This is a genomic window from Arthrobacter sp. MYb221 (assembly GCF_002979835.1).
GTDB lineage: Bacteria > Actinomycetota > Actinomycetes > Actinomycetales > Micrococcaceae > Glutamicibacter.
This window is the reverse complement of record NZ_PCPW01000002.1, coordinates 283341-301260: the sequence shown is the minus strand read 5'-3', so window position 1 is coordinate 301260 and position 17920 is coordinate 283341. Positions and strand designations below refer to the sequence as shown.

The following is a 17920-nucleotide window of genomic DNA, read 5'->3' as shown; positions in this document are numbered from 1 at the left end:
GTACGGCACAAAGACCCCCTAGGATGGTTCGCGGAGAATGACTGTGTTCTCTGGGGTGCCGGTGGGCACCGGGGCGGCGAGGGAGAGGACTAGGAAGTTCGCGCCACCGCCGCTGCCGTCGCTGTCGCCCCACTCGACCTCGAATGAGGTGTTCATGGTTTTGCGTAGGACTTGCCCGGTTGAACCGCCCGCCGGGATGAGCCGTGGCTCCACTAGATCCAGTTCGTCGTTGATGTCGGTTACTGCGGTTTCCAGATTCGTCGCTCTTGTGGCCAGCAGTGCGTTCCCGGCCAGAGCGTTTGTCGCGTTGGTGTTCGCGGCGAAAGCGTGGGACCGTACCGAGGCGATCCACATGTCCAGTTGGACACCGGTCGCGTCGATGGGGAGCGTCATCATGCTGATCACGGGGAGCAGCGAGAAATCGATTGGGGTAGTACCGTCGGGCACAGTTACTAGGTAGTTGTGTACCCGGCGGTCGTCTGCCTCAATCCGAACCTGGTAGGCCCATGACTCATCTAGCGGGGTTGGCTCCACGTCGGGGATGGAGGCTAGCCCTCCAACGAGGGTTACCCCCACAGTGGAGGGCAACACGACGGTGGTGCCCTCCGTGCGGGTCTGCGTTGGTGCGAGGGTTACTCGACCCTCCGTGAACGTGGTGCCGCCGCCTTGTGCGAAATCGAATTCAATTGTTCTAGCCACGAGCTCAGGCCCCTCCCAGTAGTGATTCCAAGGCTTTGACCTTGCGTGTGAGTACAGCTATCTGGGCGATAGCGAGCCGGTCATAAGCAACGCCCTGTGTCAGCCCGTCGCCGTCACGAATGACGAACGATTCACCGCTAGCGACGGCAGCGACATCCTCAGCGACAACGCCGGGGACACGCTTTTGATCGCGGGAGAACATGACTTGCTGATCTTGAGTACGCACGCCCAATTTGCCGAGCGATTCGATCTCCTCGTTCTCGGTGACGTCCAGCCAGTCTTTGACTGGCACGTCCAGCAGCTCGTCGTCCAAGACCATGACGCGCTGATCCAGCTTGTAGCGGCTGGCCGATGACACGATGCCCAGGATGCCGTTGGCCGTAATGACGACGTTGGCTGTGAGCGTGTACGGACGGTTGAAGATCACAGGCGACTCGATGTAGGTATCCAGCGGGTCCGCCCCCGTTGGGCCGAAGCCAACGAAGAACTCGGTGTCCATACTGCTAATGCGCCAGGTGTTCTCAGTCATTGCGTACTGGAACTCGTAGTCGCTGCCAGAAGCTGAATCGGAGTGATACCTGTAGGCCGTCTGCACCATGTTGGTGGTTTCAGGCTTCACCGAGTAGATCGCCCCGCGCGCATTGGTGTTATCCGCATACACGTTCAGTGCGGCGGTGAGGTTCGTGTCCGACAGGCGGGCGCGGCGCCCGCTGTTCGAAGTGGCGAACTCACCCTGGATAGTCAAGTTCCCGGTAGTAGCGTCGAAAACCATCTTGCCGTTGCCGAGATCGATGTTTCCGCTGGCACCGTAGAGCTTGATCATCTGATTCTTGCCGAGCTGCAGGTCACCATTATTGGCGTTCAGGTCGAACACCATCTCACTTGAGCCGTTCCAACCCCGCATGGTGTTGGTCAGCCCGTCGAGCTTGATGCCCCGCGATGGGTCAGAGAGCGTCTGCAGTAGCGCGCCCGTGATGACCTTGCCGTCGGCAAAGCCGAACTTCAAATGGTCGCCCTCAATGATGTTGCCCTTGAGGTGCTTACCCTCGATCAGATCTGCCATGAGGTGCGGAGTACGAATAGCTTCTGGGCCGATGTATGTCGCCCCAGCTTGCCGGTACACACGCACGTTCTTCACGCCTACGTGGCGGATGCCCGAGCCGGACAGCCCAAACGCCCACGACTGCCCGCCCTGAATGCCCGCCAGGTTGGGGACTTTCAGCGCGAAGCCGAAGCTCTTAGGTGTCGTCGTGAATTCCAATGACGGATAGGTCGCAGTGACTGCACCGTCGGTGCCGTCACGATCCGGGTAAACCCAGACCATGAAGCTCGTGGCCGTCAGCTGGGTCGAAACGCCTATGAACTCGACGTAGATCCATTCATCCGATTTCAGAGGAACAGGCCCCACTTGATCAGCGAAAGCTAGAACGTTCAGCCCGCCAGCAGCTTTGCGGGTGTACCCATCTTGCGATACAGTCCGCGAGGATGCCGGCAGCGTGACGTTCACGTTAGCTACGGGATCAACCGTGGCGTAGTTCGTGAAGTCGGAAATGAGGATGTGCTTGGCTTCAAGCGTGCCAACCTGGATGCGCTGGCCGTGGAGGAACCCCACGGTGATCTTGCCCGCGTCAATCGCGGCGATGATCTGGTGCCCCAGCTCGACTTGCTTCCACACTGCATCGTTGAAAATCCACTGACCGATCAGGTTAGTGTCATCCCACTGCCAGTAGATGTCGCCGTCACGCTCGTTGCCAGTAATCATTGGTGGGGTGTCGCCAGCGCGCACACGGTTCTTCCCGTTTGCAGAATCCCACACGCCGCTGATGTCCATGTCCACCTCAGCGAACAGGTCTTTAACGTCAGGGAGCTCGACGAGCGGTTTTAGTTCGTACTCGGTCAGCGCGGACCATTCGGACTTGTTGCCGACTTGGTCCACCGCCCTGGCACGGAGCCAGTACGTTCCAGCAGTTTGCGCGAACGGGATGTTCTGCGATGCGGCACGCTCGAATGAGCCGAAGTACGTCCAGGGTCCGATGGGGGTAGATCCCACCTCGCCCTCGACATGCGAGAAATCAGGTGGCATGAGCTCGCCGCCCGCGCCCTCCCCATTCCATGCCACGGTCGCTACGCCGTAGGACACGTCCTCCGCGGTGAGCGCTGCCGGGACCGGCGGCGGCACAGCGTCGGTTTCCATGAGGAGCCCGAGCAGGTAAACCCAGGCCGAAGCGCGAGAGTTCCCCGCGACAGCCCGGACAGCGAAGTCATAAACTGCGGCTTGCCCGTCCTCACGACGAATGTCCACCGGGGAGAACCCCGCGGTACGCTCGTCTCCTGCCACCGAGCGGAAAGACTCCCACTGAGTGGTGCCGGTGTCCCGGATGCGGAACTCGAAACGGTCCAGCACAATCGCTGTACCGTCGGTGGCTTTGCCAGTGTGGTTCCAGCCCACGCTCACGCGCCCAACTTCTTGCCCTGTTGGGTCTACATAGGCGGACGTGCTACCGATGAAGCCGGTGGGAGCTGCAGGGGTGCGCACGTCGCCGTCGGGGCTTGGCTGTTGCCCGTTGCCGCCCTGCACGCGCCCAATGACCAGAGCGTTCTGTTTGCGTGCAGCTGCAATGAGTGCGTCCTCGAAACGGTCACCCAGCACTGCGTATCCGCTGAGCCTGGCATCAATCGTGACGGACATCGAGAACACTCGCATGGACTCCAGCGAGGTGCCCGTCTGATAGGAGACGTGGTCGCCCGAGCGGTAGTCGCGGTGCGGTAGGTACTTAGATTCGCCGTCGAATTCACGGGTCCGTGAAATCCGCGTCCCGCTTGCCGTCAGTAGTGCCTCGTCTGAAAGCAAGTAGGCTGTGCCCTCGTCCTCGACACCGCCGGCAGACATGATCGACTCAAGACGGCCCCACGGGCTCGCACCGTTGGCACGGTCCCAGGCGTTCCCGTTTTCACCGACGACGCGAAGCACGGTCGCACGGTCACGGAACGAGGTCTGTTCAGGTGCCGCGGTTTCGCCTTGCCCTGCCAGCAGTCGGATGTTGGTGCGGTCGCGGCCAAGGAAAGTATCCGGGTTGAAAACGCGCAGAGTGCGCCCTTGCCCTGCCCAGTCCACCACGCCTTGGTTGCCGAGCGCGGACAGCAGTTCATACAGCGTCTGCGACGGCGGCAAAGCAAGGTTGATAGCACTGGCCCACGGCTGTCCATTGGAATCATGGGTGTCGGTGAAGTCCATAGCGAGGGCGGCGCCCCAGCCACGGGCCTGTGCGTTCAAAAAGAGGGTGCGCAGAATCCGGCCAGGCGATGCCGCCGAGAACAGGATGTTCCCCTCGGTGTCGGTTTCCAGTCCCGCGCTCTCCCAGACGTAGGCAGATTCCAGCATGGAGGGGACGAGCGCAATGAAATCGAGTCTCGTGGTGGGGACAGCTTCCAGCCGGTCCCGGTCCTTACCTGCAAGGCGGAACCGGGAATCCATCGGCTCCACCCAAGCGGAGCCGTTCCAGTATTCGTAGACAGCCTCGCACTCGGTGTTCAGCAGCGCCGACTTCACGCCGGCCTCAGGGTAATGCACGTTGAGACTGGACTTGTCACGGAACGGCCAGACGACCTGTGCACTCAAGAAATGGGGGACTGGCTGAAAGCTGGTACCGAAAGGCGTTGCTATGCGTACCCGAGTTTCCAAAGGGGATCACTCCATTTCATTAGTGGTAGGACTTCCGCGCACGGACCTCCACGACTGGTGTTGATGCGGGGTTAGTCGCACGGACGCTTACCCGGTACCGGCCACCGGTCAGGACGTTGTCGGGCTCCAGCGTGAACATCGAGCCGCGCCCACGGTTGGAGGAGACGAACGCGCTAATGTCGGTGCCGCCAGTCCACGTATCGGAGGTCACGCGGTGCGCGGTCCACTCAGTGCAGTCGACTACCACGTACTCGGTGGACGTAGCTGGGGTGTTCACGTCCACCTGGTCGCCGGTCACGATGTCCCGGATTCTCGCCGTGGCGAACGCGCCCTTGAAGCGGATCAGCGCGTCACTGATAGGGCCTGTGCCGTCCATGCCGATAAGTGTCTGCGTGGTGAGCGTGCCAGTGAGCGGTGTGCTCGATACGGTGAGCAGCGAGGAGGAGCGCCAGAACGGGTTGGGGAACGTTAGCGTCACGTTGTAGTACGCGAACGCGTCAGTTACCGGCTCAGGCGGGTTGGCTTCCAGCACCGTGGCGTAGTTGATACGGGTACTCCCCGGCGCGTAGGTGTGCGTGACGGGCAACAGCTTCCGCCGTTGCCCGAACACACCGTTGAACTTCTCAATAAGGCCCATGAACTCCGCATGGGTGGAAACCCAGATGCGATAGCGCAGAGTCAGCGTCGACGGCATGGCGCCGTTCCCGAATTGGGGAACGGCGCCGTCCACGCCTGGGAGCTCCAGCATCCCGTTCATCCGTCCAGACAGACCGCGAATGCCGGTCCCGGTCAGGAACAGCAACCATCCGTCTCCCTCAGGTGCAAGACCATCGACTGTGTACACACGAACCTCCTACAAGTTAGCTAGTTGGTTTGCGCGTTCCACACCCTTAGATGTGGGCTCAGCGACTGGGTAATAGAAGTGGTTTGTCTGCTGGATGAGCGCTTGCTTTTCTTCCTCGGTGAGGATCTTCATGCCGTTCTTAGCGACATTCGGAGCCACCATGGACTTGCGAGTGTTCTCAGCGATAGCACCGCCAAGGCCAGTTGCTGCCACGCCTACCGACGGGGTGAGCTTCATGAGGTTGTCTTTCAACGTCGTCGCGAAGTTCCCCGAGATAGCCATGGCCACACGAGACGGCGAGCGGATGCCGAGAGCACGCTTGAGCGCGTTCTCCATGAGCTTGCCCAGGTTCTCCATGGCCTTTTCGATGTTCTTCTGCTCAGCCTCCAGCCCCTTGACGAGGCCGCGCGCCGCTTGGATGCCGCCCTCGTACATGGACTTGGTGACGTTGTCGCCAGCGTGCCCCGCATACCGTTCGATGTTCTGGAACGATTGGTTGATCTGCTTCACTTCGCCTTTACTGCCGGCGAGCAGAGCATCTGCGACATACGAACCCTCGTTCGTGCCGAGAGCAGCGACCTCCTGGATGATCAGCGACGAGTAACCCATCTTGCGGAGATCATCCAATTTCTTGGCGAACGCCCTAATCTGGGATGCCTTTTGCTTAGCACCACTGAGGATCATGCCCGCGTTCAACGGACCATCCTGGAGGGTGTCCATCGAGAGCATCGTGCCCAGACCGAACTCTCCTGAGAGCTGATCCTTGACACCGTTCTTCACGCCGAGCAGTTCCGCATATTTATCGTTGGCCAGATCCAGACGGCCCGCGACACGTTCAGCGGCTTTCTCCAGCTTGAGGAGTTGGCGTTCCGAGTTGCGTCCCGTAGTCCCTGCAGAACGACGTTTGCCCTTGGACAGGTCCTTGTTACGGGACAGCCCTAGGAGCCGGTCGATCTGCGACATGCCGTTGCCGGAGCTGAATGCGTCCCGCACTTCATTACGGCGCAGATCTTCGCGCAGGTCGTATTCCAGTTCGTACAGGCGCGCGGTCTTGGCTTTCTGATCCTGCAACCGCTGTTGCACCTTGTCGAGCTGGGACTCCGACGCCTTGAGCGTCTTGTTGGCCTTGTCCATGGCTTTCTTGGCGGAGGTCTTGTTCTTCCCCTTGGCCTTGTTGTACCTGGACTCAGCGGCTTTCGCCGCGGCCTTACGGGACTTCACAGTGGCTTGAATGTCCTCGATCTGATCCGCGTAAACGTCAGCTTGACGCTGCGCATACTGCGAGTTCGTCCAACTGGAGGTGTCCACCTTGGCGACACTCCGCTTAGCCGTTTTCGGTTGCGCCGGCGCCTTGGCGCCGCTAGATCCACCTCCTGAGCTATTCGCGGACGGAACGCTGATTGCGTCCCCCACATAGATGCGATTGGCATTCTTGATGTTGTTCGTCTTGGCCAGCTGCTGCCAGGTGGTGCCGAACCGCTGCGCGATTTCGGCTAGTGTGTCGCCGTTCTTCACACGGTAGACAGCGCCACCCTTGGCGAATGCTTTGACCCCGAGCAGACCCTGTCGGACCATGCTGCGGAGCTTGTACATGTTTTTCTGACCGCCAAGCGCGCGGACCTCAGATGAAGTCCAGACGTGCTCACCATTGGAGAGCATGGCCGGGATGTCGTCTGATGTGCCGGTACCGGGCCCCTGGACGGGGCCACCTGCAGCACGAGTGATACCACCAGAGCCACCGACACCTGTCGACTCATAGGTGACTTTCGAGGTGACAACGCGGGTGCGGATCGTAGAGAAACGGTCGCGGGCAGCGGTGTTCAGCTGGCCCTCAGCCGTCGCGGTAGACGCAGTCGCCAAGATCATGGACTTGCGGTCACGCTCAGTGGTTTTCAGCGCCGACTCGGCAGCCTTGGTAGCGGCCTCAGTATTGATCGTGGCCTTGCGAGGCTTTTTCGCGGTCCCGTCAATCTTGTCGCCGGTTTCCTTAGTGCCAGTCTCCGTGACCTTGATCCTGCCGTCCGGCAGTTCAGTGACCGTGAACCCGAGCGCTTCGAGCCCCGCCCGAACCTCAGGCGAGTTGTCATCGATGCTGATCTCACCGTCAGGCGATTCCATGACCAGCCGGTACAGATCCTGCAGTTTCAGCGATAGCGCCTCGGCAGACCCCTCGTCAGTGATTGCCACAGACGTTTCACCGGGAACCCCGTAAAGGCTCTCAGACAGCGCGTCAGCTTGCTCCTGGGAGATCTTCCCATCCTTGGCAAGCTGCTGGATCTGCGCACGGAACGGCTCAAGCGCCGCGTCAGCGGCAGCCGCCGCGCCAGCCTCGTCACCCAATGACTTAGCGTGGTCGGATGCGGCGATAGCCGCGGCCAATGCCTCCTCCTGTATGGGCTTGAGAATGCCGCTCAGCTTGTCGCCAGCGTCAGAGAACTCGATAGCCCCGGTCTTAGCGTCGATGAGGCCGGTGTGGAGCTTCTTACCGTTCTCGCCCGTCTCTGAGAAGAACTCACCCAGGGTGCGGGAGGTCGTCGCCAGCCGTCGCTGTTGCTCCTCGGTGCTAGGTACAACGCCGTTGAGCAGGTCGATGATCGTCTTGTACGCTTCGACACGGGTTGTCGTGTCCGCGGCGGCATCACCAACTGCGCTGATCGCTTCGGCTACACGGGACTGAACTTCCGGCGCCGTGCTCATGGAATCGTTCGCACGTTCCCACTCGCCAGCGGCTTCGGACACTGCCCCTCGCTGCTTTTCGAGGGCACCGATTAGGTGAGTGATGCTCACGCTGGAAAGGTTGTCCATCTGTTCAGCTGTGTAACCCATGGCCAGGCGCCAGTTCTCCAGCGCTTGTCCGCCGTCACCTTGGCTGATGACGTTGCCCATATTGTCGTGCTGGATGCTTGCTGCTGCTGCGGCGTCCTCGTATTGATGCAAGGACTTGACCATGTTGTCGTAGTCCGGGCCACCAGCTGCCACGAGTGCAGCTGTGTCCTCAACCGACTTGCCCAGATTCTTGAGCGTTTCGGACGCTGAATCTGCGCCAGATCCAAACCAACCCTTAGAACCCTTGTCCATGACTAGCGCTTCGGCGGCGAGCTTGTTGCTGCTCTCCGTGATTGCGCCGGTAGCCTCATCCAGGGTGCCCTTGAATTCTGCCGTACGTGCTTTCGCTTCGGCTTGGGCGGCGGAGTACGCGCCCAGCGCGGCCACGCCGGCACCGATTGCAAGGCCCCACGGGCCGCCGAACACGTTCATGACGCCGGTCAGAGCGCCCTTGAGCCCTCGTGCGACACCACGCCCTGCCACGCGGGACGCATCGACGATACGCCCGAAGCCGGAACGGGTGTTGTCCGCGGTGAGGGAGACTTGGCGGTCGAGTATTTGAAGCGGACGGATGAGGGCCTGTTCGATGTTCGGCGCCTTGATGCTGTTCAGACCGTCCATTTCGGTACGGAATTTCCTGAACCCGCCCACAAGCTTGGTACTCACGAGGGTGGACAGATCGCCCATCCACGAGAACCTGCCCTTGAGCGCCACGAGAGCGGCGAGAGCCAGCACACCGTTCTGCACTGGGCCGGGGAGGTCAGCGAAGCCGCCCACCAGGTCGCCAACCACGCCGATCAGCGGCGTGCCCGCCTCGATGAGGTTCGCAAAGGTTTCCACACCGGTTTCGAGCAGGGGCACGCTGGACTCGATAGCGCTTGTGAGCGCGCCAGACATGACCTTGGCGAGGTCTGCGAGGACAGGCACGAGCGGTTCGCCGGCCTTGAGCGCGTCAGTGAGTACCCCGCGGAGCTCTGGGGATGCCAGCACGAGCGCAGTGATACCCGCGGCCAGCGGGTTGATCGCGAAGCCCAGGTTCTTGAGGATAGGTAGCTGAGTACCCATGGCTAGGAACCCGGTGGACACGGCGGCAATGCCGGGTGCGTGCCCTGCCAGCTTCGAGACACCCCATTCGAGGTCTTTCACGTCAAAGCCGTCCACGGCGTTCTTAGCGTCGACCAGGTACCCGGAGATGTTATTGAACGCTGGGCCGAGTCGCCCGTTGATCAGAGTTACCAGCGGTCCGGCTTTCGCCTCGACTGCGCGGAGCAGGTCTGCGAACTCGTTGGTCCACTCGACCATGCGCCCGCCGCCGTTTTTGCGGATGAACGGTTCAGCCAGGGCAGAGCCGATGTCGCGGGATGCACCGCGGACGCGGTCGAGTGCGCCGGTCATCTGCATCTTGACGGCAGCGGTCGCCCCGTCGAATTTGGTCTTCATGCCGGTGGTGAGAGCGTCGAGTGCATCTTCTGCACCGATAGCGCCCTTGGAGATGTCGTCGCGGATCTGTTCGCCGGTCTTGCCCATGGCATCACCGATGAGCGTCGCGGCGTCGATACCGCGCCCGCCGAGCATGTTCAGATCTTCCGCGGTCACCTTGCCGGTGGACTGGATCTTAGCCAGGATGTCGACAATGCCCGCAACGTCCTGTGAGGAGCCACCAGTGGCAGCCACAGCCTGTTGCACGGCATCCATGATTGGGATGACCTTTTTAGCTTCTACACCGAAGCCTAGGAGCTGCTGCTGTGCCCCAATGAAAACGTCCTTGGCGAACGGGCTGTTGCGGGCGAACTTGTCCAGCTTGTCCATCTGGGCGTTGGCTTCTTTAGTGCCGCCCATAATGGTTTTCAGTGCTGCACGGGAGTTCTGCTGCAGGATGTTGTAGGCGCCGCCGGTCTGCACAAGATTCTTGAGCAGAGCAACGGTCGTACCGGCGACGATGCCAGTGGCGACGGACGCGGCGGTCAGCCCTGTTTTGAGGGACTGAGCGCCGCGCTTGCCAGCACTCGCAAGCGCGTCAGCGAACTGAGAGGTCTGCTGCTTTGAGCGAGCCATGTCTGAGTCAAAGGTGCCCTTATCCAAACGGAGCTTGGCTGTCAGATCCGCTACAGTGAACTCGCTCATTATTTACCGCCTATTCGCTGCGTCGGAAAGCCCTTGATAATCGGCTGTCAGTAGTAAGAAGCCCCTCAATCCGGCGACGCAACCATGCATAGGTGCGAGCTTTCATGAGGGGCTTGTTGAAGATGTCGATGCCGAATACCTCGTGGAGATCCAGTTCGATTAGGTTCCACTTGGCGAGGATGTTGGACCACTCGAATTCTTCTGCTTCTTTGCTGTCGCCTTGCGAGCCTTTTCCGCCGCGACGCTTGATTTGCTCTCGGAAGTCTGGGGGGTAGACGTATCGTTCGTATCGTCCTGTGACTGGATCTCGTCTTCCGCGGCCAAATGGCGCAATATCGTCGAGAGTGAGAGGCCCATCCGCGCGAGATGAACCTCCAGTGCTTTTTCCACGCCACCATCCAGGAACGCCTGAGCAGCCTCCAAACCTGATACCTGCCAGAACAGCGCAAGGTTGCACGCATCCTGGGCATCCGGCAGCCGGAGTGAGTCAAAGATCCACTCCCAGTTGTCCAGACCCAGCGCGGTCTTGTACATGTTCTCTTGTTCCTCCACGGTCAAACCGTCGCCGGCGAAGCTAACGCCCATGACCATGGAGGCCAGAGGGGCGCCAGCTCGTGCCGGCAGCGGCTCTATCGTGAAATCGCCGCGCGGAGTCTCTACTGTGAGCTGTCCGAACGTGGTTTCGGTGATTTTGAGGTTGCTCATGGCGTTCCTTTAGATGGTGGGGTTGGGGCTAAACGCCGGTGTTCGGGTTGGTGATCGACTTACGGTCACCCATCGAAGTGATGGTGAACGTGAAGAACGACGGGTCCGCGTTACCGGTGTTGGTGCGGCTGTCGTTCACGGTGCCGGAGAACTCGTAGGCGTATGCGGCGCCCAGTTCGTCGTAGTACCGGAACTTGCCGATGGAAGCCGAGCCGACGTTCTCAGGGGCACACAGTGCGATGAGCGCGTTGAGGTACGACTGGAACGCGCCGGTTTCGTCGCGGATCGCGGCAACCGAGAAGTCCATGGTGAAGTCCTCGCCCACCTTGGACTGCGCGGACTTGCCGTGGTGCGCGTAGGTGGCCACGTCGACCATTCGCGCGGACGGCTGCGGGTTGATGCCGGTAACGTCTGGGATGTTCTCCCACACGGGCAGTTCGTCGGTGCCGGTGTTGATGTCAACGCAAAGCTCATAGCTGTTCGCATTGCTACCCGGCGTAGGGGTAGGGATTGTATCGGCCATTTTCATCCTCCAGATGAGGGCACCCTACGGGTGCGGGTTGCTAGCGATTTTGTGTGGGGTGAGAGGCGAACACCTTGTAGTTGTCCGCCACTTCCCACCGGTTGTTACCGTCGACGCCCATGGGGACGGTCGACTTGCGGTGTATGCGACTTACCGGGGCGATGCCTGGGACAAGTGCGACATAGCGGGCGTTGTGCAGGAGATCGAAGATTGCGTCCAAGGTTTCTTCCGGGCCGGTTGGCGCGTTCCTCGCGCCCCGCACCCGGATCTGGACGTTCACGTCTCCCATGGGCAGATACTCGTGATCGGGGCCGCCATAGGCGGAGAGCACGATTGCCACGTCAGGGTCTGCGGGGACACGCTTGAGCGTGATCGCCGGCAGTGCCCCCGTGTACACGAATTGCGGGTCATCGCTCCACTCACCGATGCTGTTATCAGCGAGCATCCGGGCGATACCTTTGAGCAGTTCTACGGTGAAGCTCATCGCATGGCCCGCCGGATCTGAGCAGCCAAGATTCGGTAAAGTTCCTGTGAGCTCTCCTCAGCAGGTCCCTCCAGATACTTGGCTGTGCGTCCGTTAGAGTGCCGCCAAGTCAACTCCTCATGCTGGCGAGCAGCATAAACAGTGTCATTGTGTACCTTGGCCACGAGGTCGCCCGGTGTTGCCGGGATGACCGATGTGGCTGCGGACAGTGGACCTTGATCAATCGGTGTGCGTGCGACTGAGAGCGCCTTGAGACGTTCAGCAGCCATGTTCAAACCGATTGCGGCGGCGCCGTTTGCCTGGGCGACTATCTGGTCAAAGTTCAGGTCTACTTTCACTTCGATCATGGGTCACTCCAAATACAAGACGACGTGCGATGGTGCGCTGGGGTGCTGGAAATAGTTCGACTGCATGAGCCGGGATTCCCGTTCGCGCGGTGTGCCTGTCCAGACGGTGATCAGCGATTCAGGCGGGATAACTACGTCTGGATCGACGACTATGAAACTGGACGAGGCCACGTCGGCGCCGTCAGCGATTTTGATGACTTGCACCTTGTCCTCGACGTAAGCCCGTTCGATTTCCACAGGAGCGCCGTATACCTGCCCGTTGGGTCCCTGCCCCAGGAGCGGCTTGTACGTGATCTTGTGAGGCATGAGCTTGGCTGGAATGGCTACCACACTTCACCAACCCATCCAGTGGCCAGGTTCTCTGCGCGCAAGATGCCTACTGCCTCAGCAGACAGCAGCGCGGTTTGAACCTCATCCACGTTTTTGGGTCGGACGGTGGAGCCGCCAAGGCTCAGCGAGCCGATGGACATGTTCGAGGCGCCGACGCCGGCACCGCTTACGTCGCCCGTTTCGTGAGCGTATGCAGCCTGTGCACACGTCGCGTCGCGGAACGCCTCAGCGATAACGGGGTCCGTGGGGAGCCCGTTGACGTCGGTTTCGTAGCGCGCGTTCCGAGTAAGGCCCTCGACGGTGCGGGAGACTGTACGCAGGAGGCGTTCTAGTGGCTTGCCCGTTGGCGCCCCAGCGGCGGGGCACCAGACGGATGCGGAGAACTCGCCGGAGGTTGCATAGACGCGAGCCATTTACTCACCTCCACGGTCCACGAGTGCCTGGACGGTGCGCGCCACGAGGGTGTGCACGTCTTTAGGGGTGGTTAGCGTCGCCCCTTTGTGGTTGGCGAAGAACGAGGCCACCAGAGGCGAATTCGTGCGCCCGATTCCATTGATGAATCGAACGCCGAGAATGTACCCGGTGGCTGGCTCTGGCAGATTGATGACTTGCATTGTTTCTCCGTCCAGATGTTGAAAGGCGGGCGCGTCGCAGGACTGGCCATGACAGGGACGGTAGGAACCGGCAAAAATAGATCCCCGGCCAAAACTTCACGCACTATCCATGAGCGCCGGTGACGTGTAAACGCCGCGCCCGCCTAGCTAAAGAGCCCCTGCTATGGGGCTGGGACCACGCGTGGCTGCAGCAGGATGTTTGCAGTGGCGAGGCCGACTGGTCGGAATGCCTTTGCGCCGTAGATCTGCAGTCCACGAACGATGTTCGCGAAGCGCTTCTCCTCACGGATCGCTTCCACCTCGGTGAGCTGTACGGCGAACGAGGTCGCGGAGGCCACACCGGCGGTGATGACCTTGTAGTCCTTGTTCGCGCCGGCGCCGCCCACGGTGGCGAGGTTGTTCGACACGAGCACATCGAAGTTTGCGCCACGTCCAACCTGGCCGTTGAGCAGAGCGGCGACGCTGCCGGAAGCCGACAGGTCGGTGTAGCGCTTGTCCATGAGTAGCGCCGAAACGAACTCTGGGTTGACCACGACGTAGCGGCCAACGGTAGGCACACCCTGAACGTCCAGCTTCTCGCGAAGCTTGACCAACACCTGGTAGGCGGTGGTCTGTGTAGCGGGGTCCGCATACGACGGGTCGTCATCGATTACCTTGGCATCGCCCAGCTTGTTAGCGGCGAGAGCTTCGGTCTTGATGAGGTTGGCGATGAACTTGTCCACCTTGTCGCGGAGCCCGGTGCCGGCCTGTGACACGCCGGAGCCCTCGAAGTTGCCCGCGGCCTGGACACGGTCAATGTCATTCACGCGGAAGCCAAAGTAGTCACCCTGATCGATGAGTAGCTTGGTGCCGGTGTCTGCCAGATCCTCAAAGGTGAGGTCTACGGCCTTGTCGTAGGTCTGGATGGTCGGTGCGCCCACGGAGGTCACGTTGACGGTGTCGCCCATCTGGCGGATCTGGCCCTCGTAGTCACGGTTGCAGATCTGCGGCTGCGCGAAAACGAGCGCCTGTTCAAATGGTTCCAGTACGGCGGCGGACCACAGTTCTGGGATGAAGTTTACGATAGCCATGGCGGCTGTCTCCTATCTAGTTCCCCGTAGGGGTTGAAAGGGACTTGAGTCGTCCCTCTTTGTTGGCTTTGAGGATTTCTGCAGGGCTCATCCCTGCCAGCTGTTCGCGGGTTAGCTGGGTAGCTCCCGCGTTGTTTCCTCCGCTGAAATCGCCGCCGCCACGATTCGCCGCCGCCTGGGCACGTAGTGACTTATCGGCTTCAACCGCGCTCTTTACGACTGCGTCCACCTGGGAGGCGAAATCGTCTGCTGCGGGGTCGAATTTCTTGACCTGTTCCATGAAGCTCATGGAGTCAAGAAGCTTGGAGGCAGTCGCGTTGTGCGTCTGCGCTGCGTTGCTGACACCGAGGCGACGTAGTGCGTCGGTTGCGGTGTCTTTCCACTGGTCGCGTTCCCCAGTGAGGTTGTCGCGTTCGCCGGTGACCTGCTCTAGGAGCTTGGCTGGGTCGGGGGTGTCCTCGACGAGGCCGAGCGCCTTGGCGATGTCCTGGGTGAACGAAGTTTTGGTGTCCTCGACGGCCTTGGTGACTGCCTCGGTGATCGCGGTGTCGCGTCCCTTTGTGAGCTTGTCTTTGTCGCTGCGGAGGCCTTGCACGAGGTTCCACGCTTTTTCAGCGTTGAAGTCCTCGCCCCATGGGTTGGTCTGCGCACCGGCTCCGGCATCACCTGCCGATCCTGCTGCGCCCTGTCCGTCACCTGCGGCTCCTGCAGCGGTGGTGCCGGCAGCTGTGCCAGCACTATCACCGGCGTCTCCGCCCGCCGCGCCACCATCTCCGCCGTCCCCGCCGTCGCCGGCGTCGCCGGCGTTGGCGTTCATCTGCGCGTCCCGGAACGTCTTGTAGTGGTGCGCCATTAGCGCTTCAATGCCGCCCGGTGCGGTGATGTCGATCCCGTGCGGGAAATTCTTGGACATGGACACTTTGCCCTCCTGGGGTTAGGTGAAGCCCCAGGCACCTCGCCAAGGGCTAATAGAGTCAGCGGCGCGTGTTGCCGAGGTTCAGTTGCTCTCGGTAGCGTTTGCGTAGCTGAGGGGTGTTTTTGACGATGTCGCGGATCTTGGCGCGGGCCTCGTTGAGATCCGAGCGATAAGCCGCTTCTTCTAAGGGGGTGGCCAGCGCGAGTTCGCGCTTGGCCTTTCGCACAGCCCGTTCAGCTGCGCGCAGATCTTCCCGGTTCTTCTCCAGCTCCGGGTCGTGCTTGACCGCGTCCGCGGGGACGGACAAGCCAGGCAAGTAAGCGACGAGCACGCACACGCAGTTGGGGTGCTTGAATCCGTCCTCGCGTGCGGCCTCGACGGTGGAGTCCACATGGACGTTGATGAACTCACCGTCGTTCGTGGCGTGCTCCATCTGCTGATCACCGGCCACGCCTTTGATCGCCATGATCTTTCCTGCCCAGCGGGCGCACCGGTCACACGCGTCTTGACGCACAATCGGGGTCACGAGATCCATCCCGTAGGTGCCCATCTGGCTGTTGTGCGCTTCATCCCACGCCCGCATGATCGCGGTGCGGGAAGCCATTTCGGTGTATGTGGCCAGGTTCCAGTTACGCCCGGACTTGTCCACGAACCCGTAGACACCCTCTGACAGGAATTCACGCCACGAGGCCTGTTGGGACTGCCGGTTGGTCGACGTGCCTAGGATCGCGCTCGTGACGTTGCGCCCCACGACTTTCTGGTAAACGTCGTCGGGGTAGCGGAGTATCCGGTTGTGCAGGTCGGAGAGCTTGTTGACGAGGTCGACTTTCACGAACGTGGCAGCGACTGAGCCGGTGACTGTGCCAGCGACGATGCCGATGTCCGCGGTGATGCCCAGCGCGGACAGTTGGTTCACGACGGCTTGCCTACCGCCCTCAATCGCCGTCGACATGATCCCGTCGACAACCTCAGGCATCCGGGTTTCCAGCCCCTCCACGATCTCGCGTGCGGCTTGGCGGAGCTTGCCCATGCGCAGGTACATCTCCTCAAGCCCTGGGGTGTTGTCACCGGTGAGGAGTTCCACCTGAATGGCGCGGAGCAGGTCTGCCTCGGCTTCGGCGTACATGGTGACGATGTCGCGGGCTAGCCGGTCGACGATGTCTGCCATGTCCATGTCGTCAGGTGGTACCCATGCCACGGCGGACCCCCTATCTGGGACAGGAGGCCCGTCGCGCTAATACTTGATCTGGGTAGGGTCGGTGACGGTGGTGCCGCGTTCCTTGCGGATCGCGTCGACCTCGTCATTGATCTCCTCGGATGACCAGTTCGGGTGAAGCATGCGCACCTTTTGCTCGATGCTGATCGCCTCTGCGGCGTTCAGCTGTGAGAGCGTCGCGGCCATGACCTGCGGGGCCACGTCCGTTTGCTTGGGAAAGCGCACGTTGACGGTGTCCATATGGACGCTGGTGCCGTGCACGAATGACTGGACCTCCAGTGCGGAGGCGCCGAGCTCAGTAAGCGCGGCTTTCCAATACTGGATTTTCTTGTTCCTCGTGCGGTTGGACAGTTCACGGCGGCTGTTGACCTCTGTTGCGGTCTGATTGGTGACCATGTCGTCGCCGCCGAATGATGCGCCGGAGTAGCCGGCGGTTCGGAGGATCTGCCCCATGATGTCTTTGGTCGTCTCGATGAGCTGCCGGGAACGGATATCAGGCTGGATGAACTCCATAGGGAGGCCACTCTGCAGTGATCCTGGCACGCCGTTGATAGGCGAGTAGATCTCACGGTCAGTGTCGAACGTGGACCCGTTGCCTGGCCCGTTGTCCTGCATGGCCGCCGAGCTGATCACTGCGCGGGCTTTGCCAAGGCTGATCTCACGCATGAGCGCCGAGTAAGTCTCGTCCGCCGCGTCAAACAACGATTCGAGCTGGTCAAAGTCAGAGCGCCCCATGAGCGACAGTCCGGGGGTGTTGCGGTACCCTCGGTTCGGTCGGATGTTGGGGATGTACACGGCGGTGAGGCCGGTGGCGCCTGTCTCCTGCAGGGAGTCAGCGTTCACGACTGAGGCGGCCCAGATGGTGTCGGGGTGCGCGTCCAGCGGGATGCGGACCCCTAGGAAATCCTCGTCCCCCATGAACAGGCCGTACTCGATGAAGCCGCGTTCGTGGCGTTCGAGGAACCGGTACACCTGCCCTTTCCCGCCGCCGGAGAGACGCTGCCAGAATGTGACAGCGTCCAGCCGTCCACGGCTCCATTCCGGGACCGCGGCGTCTGCGTCCTGAGCGTCCAGGGACACCCATTCGCTTGTTTCTGCGTCCCATGTGATGCGCATGTACACGCCGGACAAAGCGGCTTGCAGTTCGCCGGCCTCTAGAAGCTCTGAGGCGGTCTGCGGAGTCCCGAAGATGTTGCTGATCGCGTCTTGCGTGGTTTTGTCCTGTTTGGTGCCGTCTCCGACTACGAACGTCGGCGGTTCAGCGAACAGGAGATCCGCGGAGGTGCGTGCAAGGTCGGCGGGGATTGGGAGGTGCAGTTTCTTCCGGGCTTCACCTGTTGCTGGGGACCCGTGGAACATGCGTTTCGCTACACCGATGAGTCCGACTCGTGCGAGGGTCGAACGGTCGTCACGCCGCCCGTAGAGTCCGGCCAGGGTGTCCACGTCTCCCATGTACCAGGCGTTCCATTTCCTCACGTCTTTTTGGAGCTGGTCGTATGGTGCTGGTGGCCATTTGGTGTTCTCTGTTGGTAGCGGCACT

At 61.1% G+C, this 17920-nt stretch carries 15 protein-coding genes; all 15 read right to left on the bottom strand.

Going from position 1 to position 17920, the window contains the following annotated elements:
- Nucleotides 1-18 precede the first annotated feature (18 nt).
- Nucleotides 19-699, bottom strand: coding sequence for a hypothetical protein (locus tag CQ015_RS03820; protein WP_105649407.1), 681 nt, complete (start codon nucleotides 697-699; stop codon nucleotides 19-21).
- A gap of 4 nt (nucleotides 700-703) precedes the next feature.
- Nucleotides 704-4318 carry a hypothetical protein gene (locus CQ015_RS03815; protein WP_181150343.1) on the bottom strand — a complete coding sequence of 1205 codons (3615 nt, stop codon included), beginning with the start codon at nucleotides 4316-4318 and terminating at the stop codon, nucleotides 704-706.
- An 82-nt stretch (nucleotides 4319-4400) separates the two neighbouring features.
- Nucleotides 4401-5225: a hypothetical protein gene (locus tag CQ015_RS03810; RefSeq protein WP_105649405.1), complete on the bottom strand. Its 825-nt coding sequence runs from the start codon at nucleotides 5223-5225 to the stop codon at nucleotides 4401-4403.
- Between the two features lie 9 nt (nucleotides 5226-5234).
- Nucleotides 5235-10175 (bottom strand): tape measure protein, encoded by a 4941-nt coding sequence (locus CQ015_RS03805; protein ID WP_105649404.1) that lies wholly within the window; start codon nucleotides 10173-10175, stop codon nucleotides 5235-5237.
- A gap of 159 nt (nucleotides 10176-10334) precedes the next feature.
- Entirely contained in the window at nucleotides 10335-10880 is a 546-nt protein-coding gene (locus CQ015_RS18885) for a hypothetical protein (protein WP_181150342.1), read from the bottom strand.
- 28 nt (nucleotides 10881-10908) lie between these two features.
- Nucleotides 10909-11403 carry a phage tail tube protein gene (locus CQ015_RS03795; RefSeq protein WP_105649402.1) on the bottom strand — a complete coding sequence of 165 codons (495 nt, stop codon included), beginning with the start codon at nucleotides 11401-11403 and terminating at the stop codon, nucleotides 10909-10911.
- 40 nt (nucleotides 11404-11443) lie between these two features.
- The gene (locus tag CQ015_RS03790) at nucleotides 11444-11887 is read right to left on the bottom strand and encodes a minor capsid protein (protein WP_105649401.1); all 444 of its coding nucleotides are present in this window, start codon (nucleotides 11885-11887) and stop codon (nucleotides 11444-11446) included.
- On the bottom strand, nucleotides 11884-12234 hold the full coding sequence (locus tag CQ015_RS03785; protein WP_105649400.1) for a hypothetical protein: 351 nt from the start codon (nucleotides 12232-12234) through the stop codon (nucleotides 11884-11886). Before CQ015_RS03785 ends, CQ015_RS03790 begins: the two co-directional genes overlap by 4 nt.
- Before the next feature lie 3 nt (nucleotides 12235-12237).
- A complete protein-coding gene (locus CQ015_RS03780; RefSeq protein WP_105649399.1) occupies nucleotides 12238-12564 on the bottom strand; it encodes a hypothetical protein in 327 nt (108 codons plus the stop codon).
- A complete protein-coding gene (locus CQ015_RS03775) occupies nucleotides 12558-12977 on the bottom strand; it encodes a hypothetical protein (protein WP_105649398.1) in 420 nt (139 codons plus the stop codon). Before CQ015_RS03775 ends, CQ015_RS03780 begins: the two co-directional genes overlap by 7 nt.
- On the bottom strand, nucleotides 12978-13178 hold the full coding sequence (locus tag CQ015_RS03770; protein WP_105649397.1) for a hypothetical protein: 201 nt from the start codon (nucleotides 13176-13178) through the stop codon (nucleotides 12978-12980). It lies immediately after the preceding gene.
- A 161-nt stretch (nucleotides 13179-13339) separates the two neighbouring features.
- A complete protein-coding gene (locus CQ015_RS03765; RefSeq protein WP_105649396.1) occupies nucleotides 13340-14248 on the bottom strand; it encodes a P22 phage major capsid protein family protein in 909 nt (302 codons plus the stop codon).
- Between the two features lie 16 nt (nucleotides 14249-14264).
- Nucleotides 14265-15161 (bottom strand): hypothetical protein, encoded by an 897-nt coding sequence (locus CQ015_RS03760; protein WP_105649395.1) that lies wholly within the window; start codon nucleotides 15159-15161, stop codon nucleotides 14265-14267.
- A 61-nt stretch (nucleotides 15162-15222) separates the two neighbouring features.
- Nucleotides 15223-16362: a phage minor capsid protein gene (locus CQ015_RS03755; RefSeq protein ID WP_146114014.1), complete on the bottom strand. Its 1140-nt coding sequence runs from the start codon at nucleotides 16360-16362 to the stop codon at nucleotides 15223-15225.
- Between the two features lie 36 nt (nucleotides 16363-16398).
- Nucleotides 16399-17919: a phage portal protein gene (locus CQ015_RS03750; RefSeq protein ID WP_181150341.1), complete on the bottom strand. Its 1521-nt coding sequence runs from the start codon at nucleotides 17917-17919 to the stop codon at nucleotides 16399-16401.
- Nucleotide 17920 lies beyond the last annotated feature (1 nt).

Bases quoted from the DNA above. Each gene is read 5' to 3' on its own strand.
- CQ015_RS03765 (WP_105649396.1), bottom strand. From the start codon at position 14,248: ATGGCTATCGTAAACTTCATCCCAGAACTGTGGTCCGCCGCCGTACTG.
- CQ015_RS03770 (WP_105649397.1), bottom strand. From the start codon at position 13,178: ATGCAAGTCATCAATCTGCCAGAGCCAGCCACCGGGTACATTCTCGGC.
- CQ015_RS03785 (WP_105649400.1), bottom strand. From the start codon at position 12,234: ATGATCGAAGTGAAAGTAGACCTGAACTTTGACCAGATAGTCGCCCAG.
- CQ015_RS18885 (WP_181150342.1), bottom strand. From the start codon at position 10,880: ATGAGCAACCTCAAAATCACCGAAACCACGTTCGGACAGCTCACAGTA.
- CQ015_RS03790 (WP_105649401.1), bottom strand. From the start codon at position 11,887: ATGAGCTTCACCGTAGAACTGCTCAAAGGTATCGCCCGGATGCTCGCT.
- CQ015_RS03775 (WP_105649398.1), bottom strand. From the start codon at position 12,977: ATGGCTCGCGTCTATGCAACCTCCGGCGAGTTCTCCGCATCCGTCTGG.
- CQ015_RS03805 (WP_105649404.1), bottom strand. From the start codon at position 10,175: ATGAGCGAGTTCACTGTAGCGGATCTGACAGCCAAGCTCCGTTTGGAT.
- CQ015_RS03760 (WP_105649395.1), bottom strand. From the start codon at position 15,161: ATGTCCAAGAATTTCCCGCACGGGATCGACATCACCGCACCGGGCGGC.
- CQ015_RS03795 (WP_105649402.1), bottom strand. From the start codon at position 11,403: ATGGCCGATACAATCCCTACCCCTACGCCGGGTAGCAATGCGAACAGC.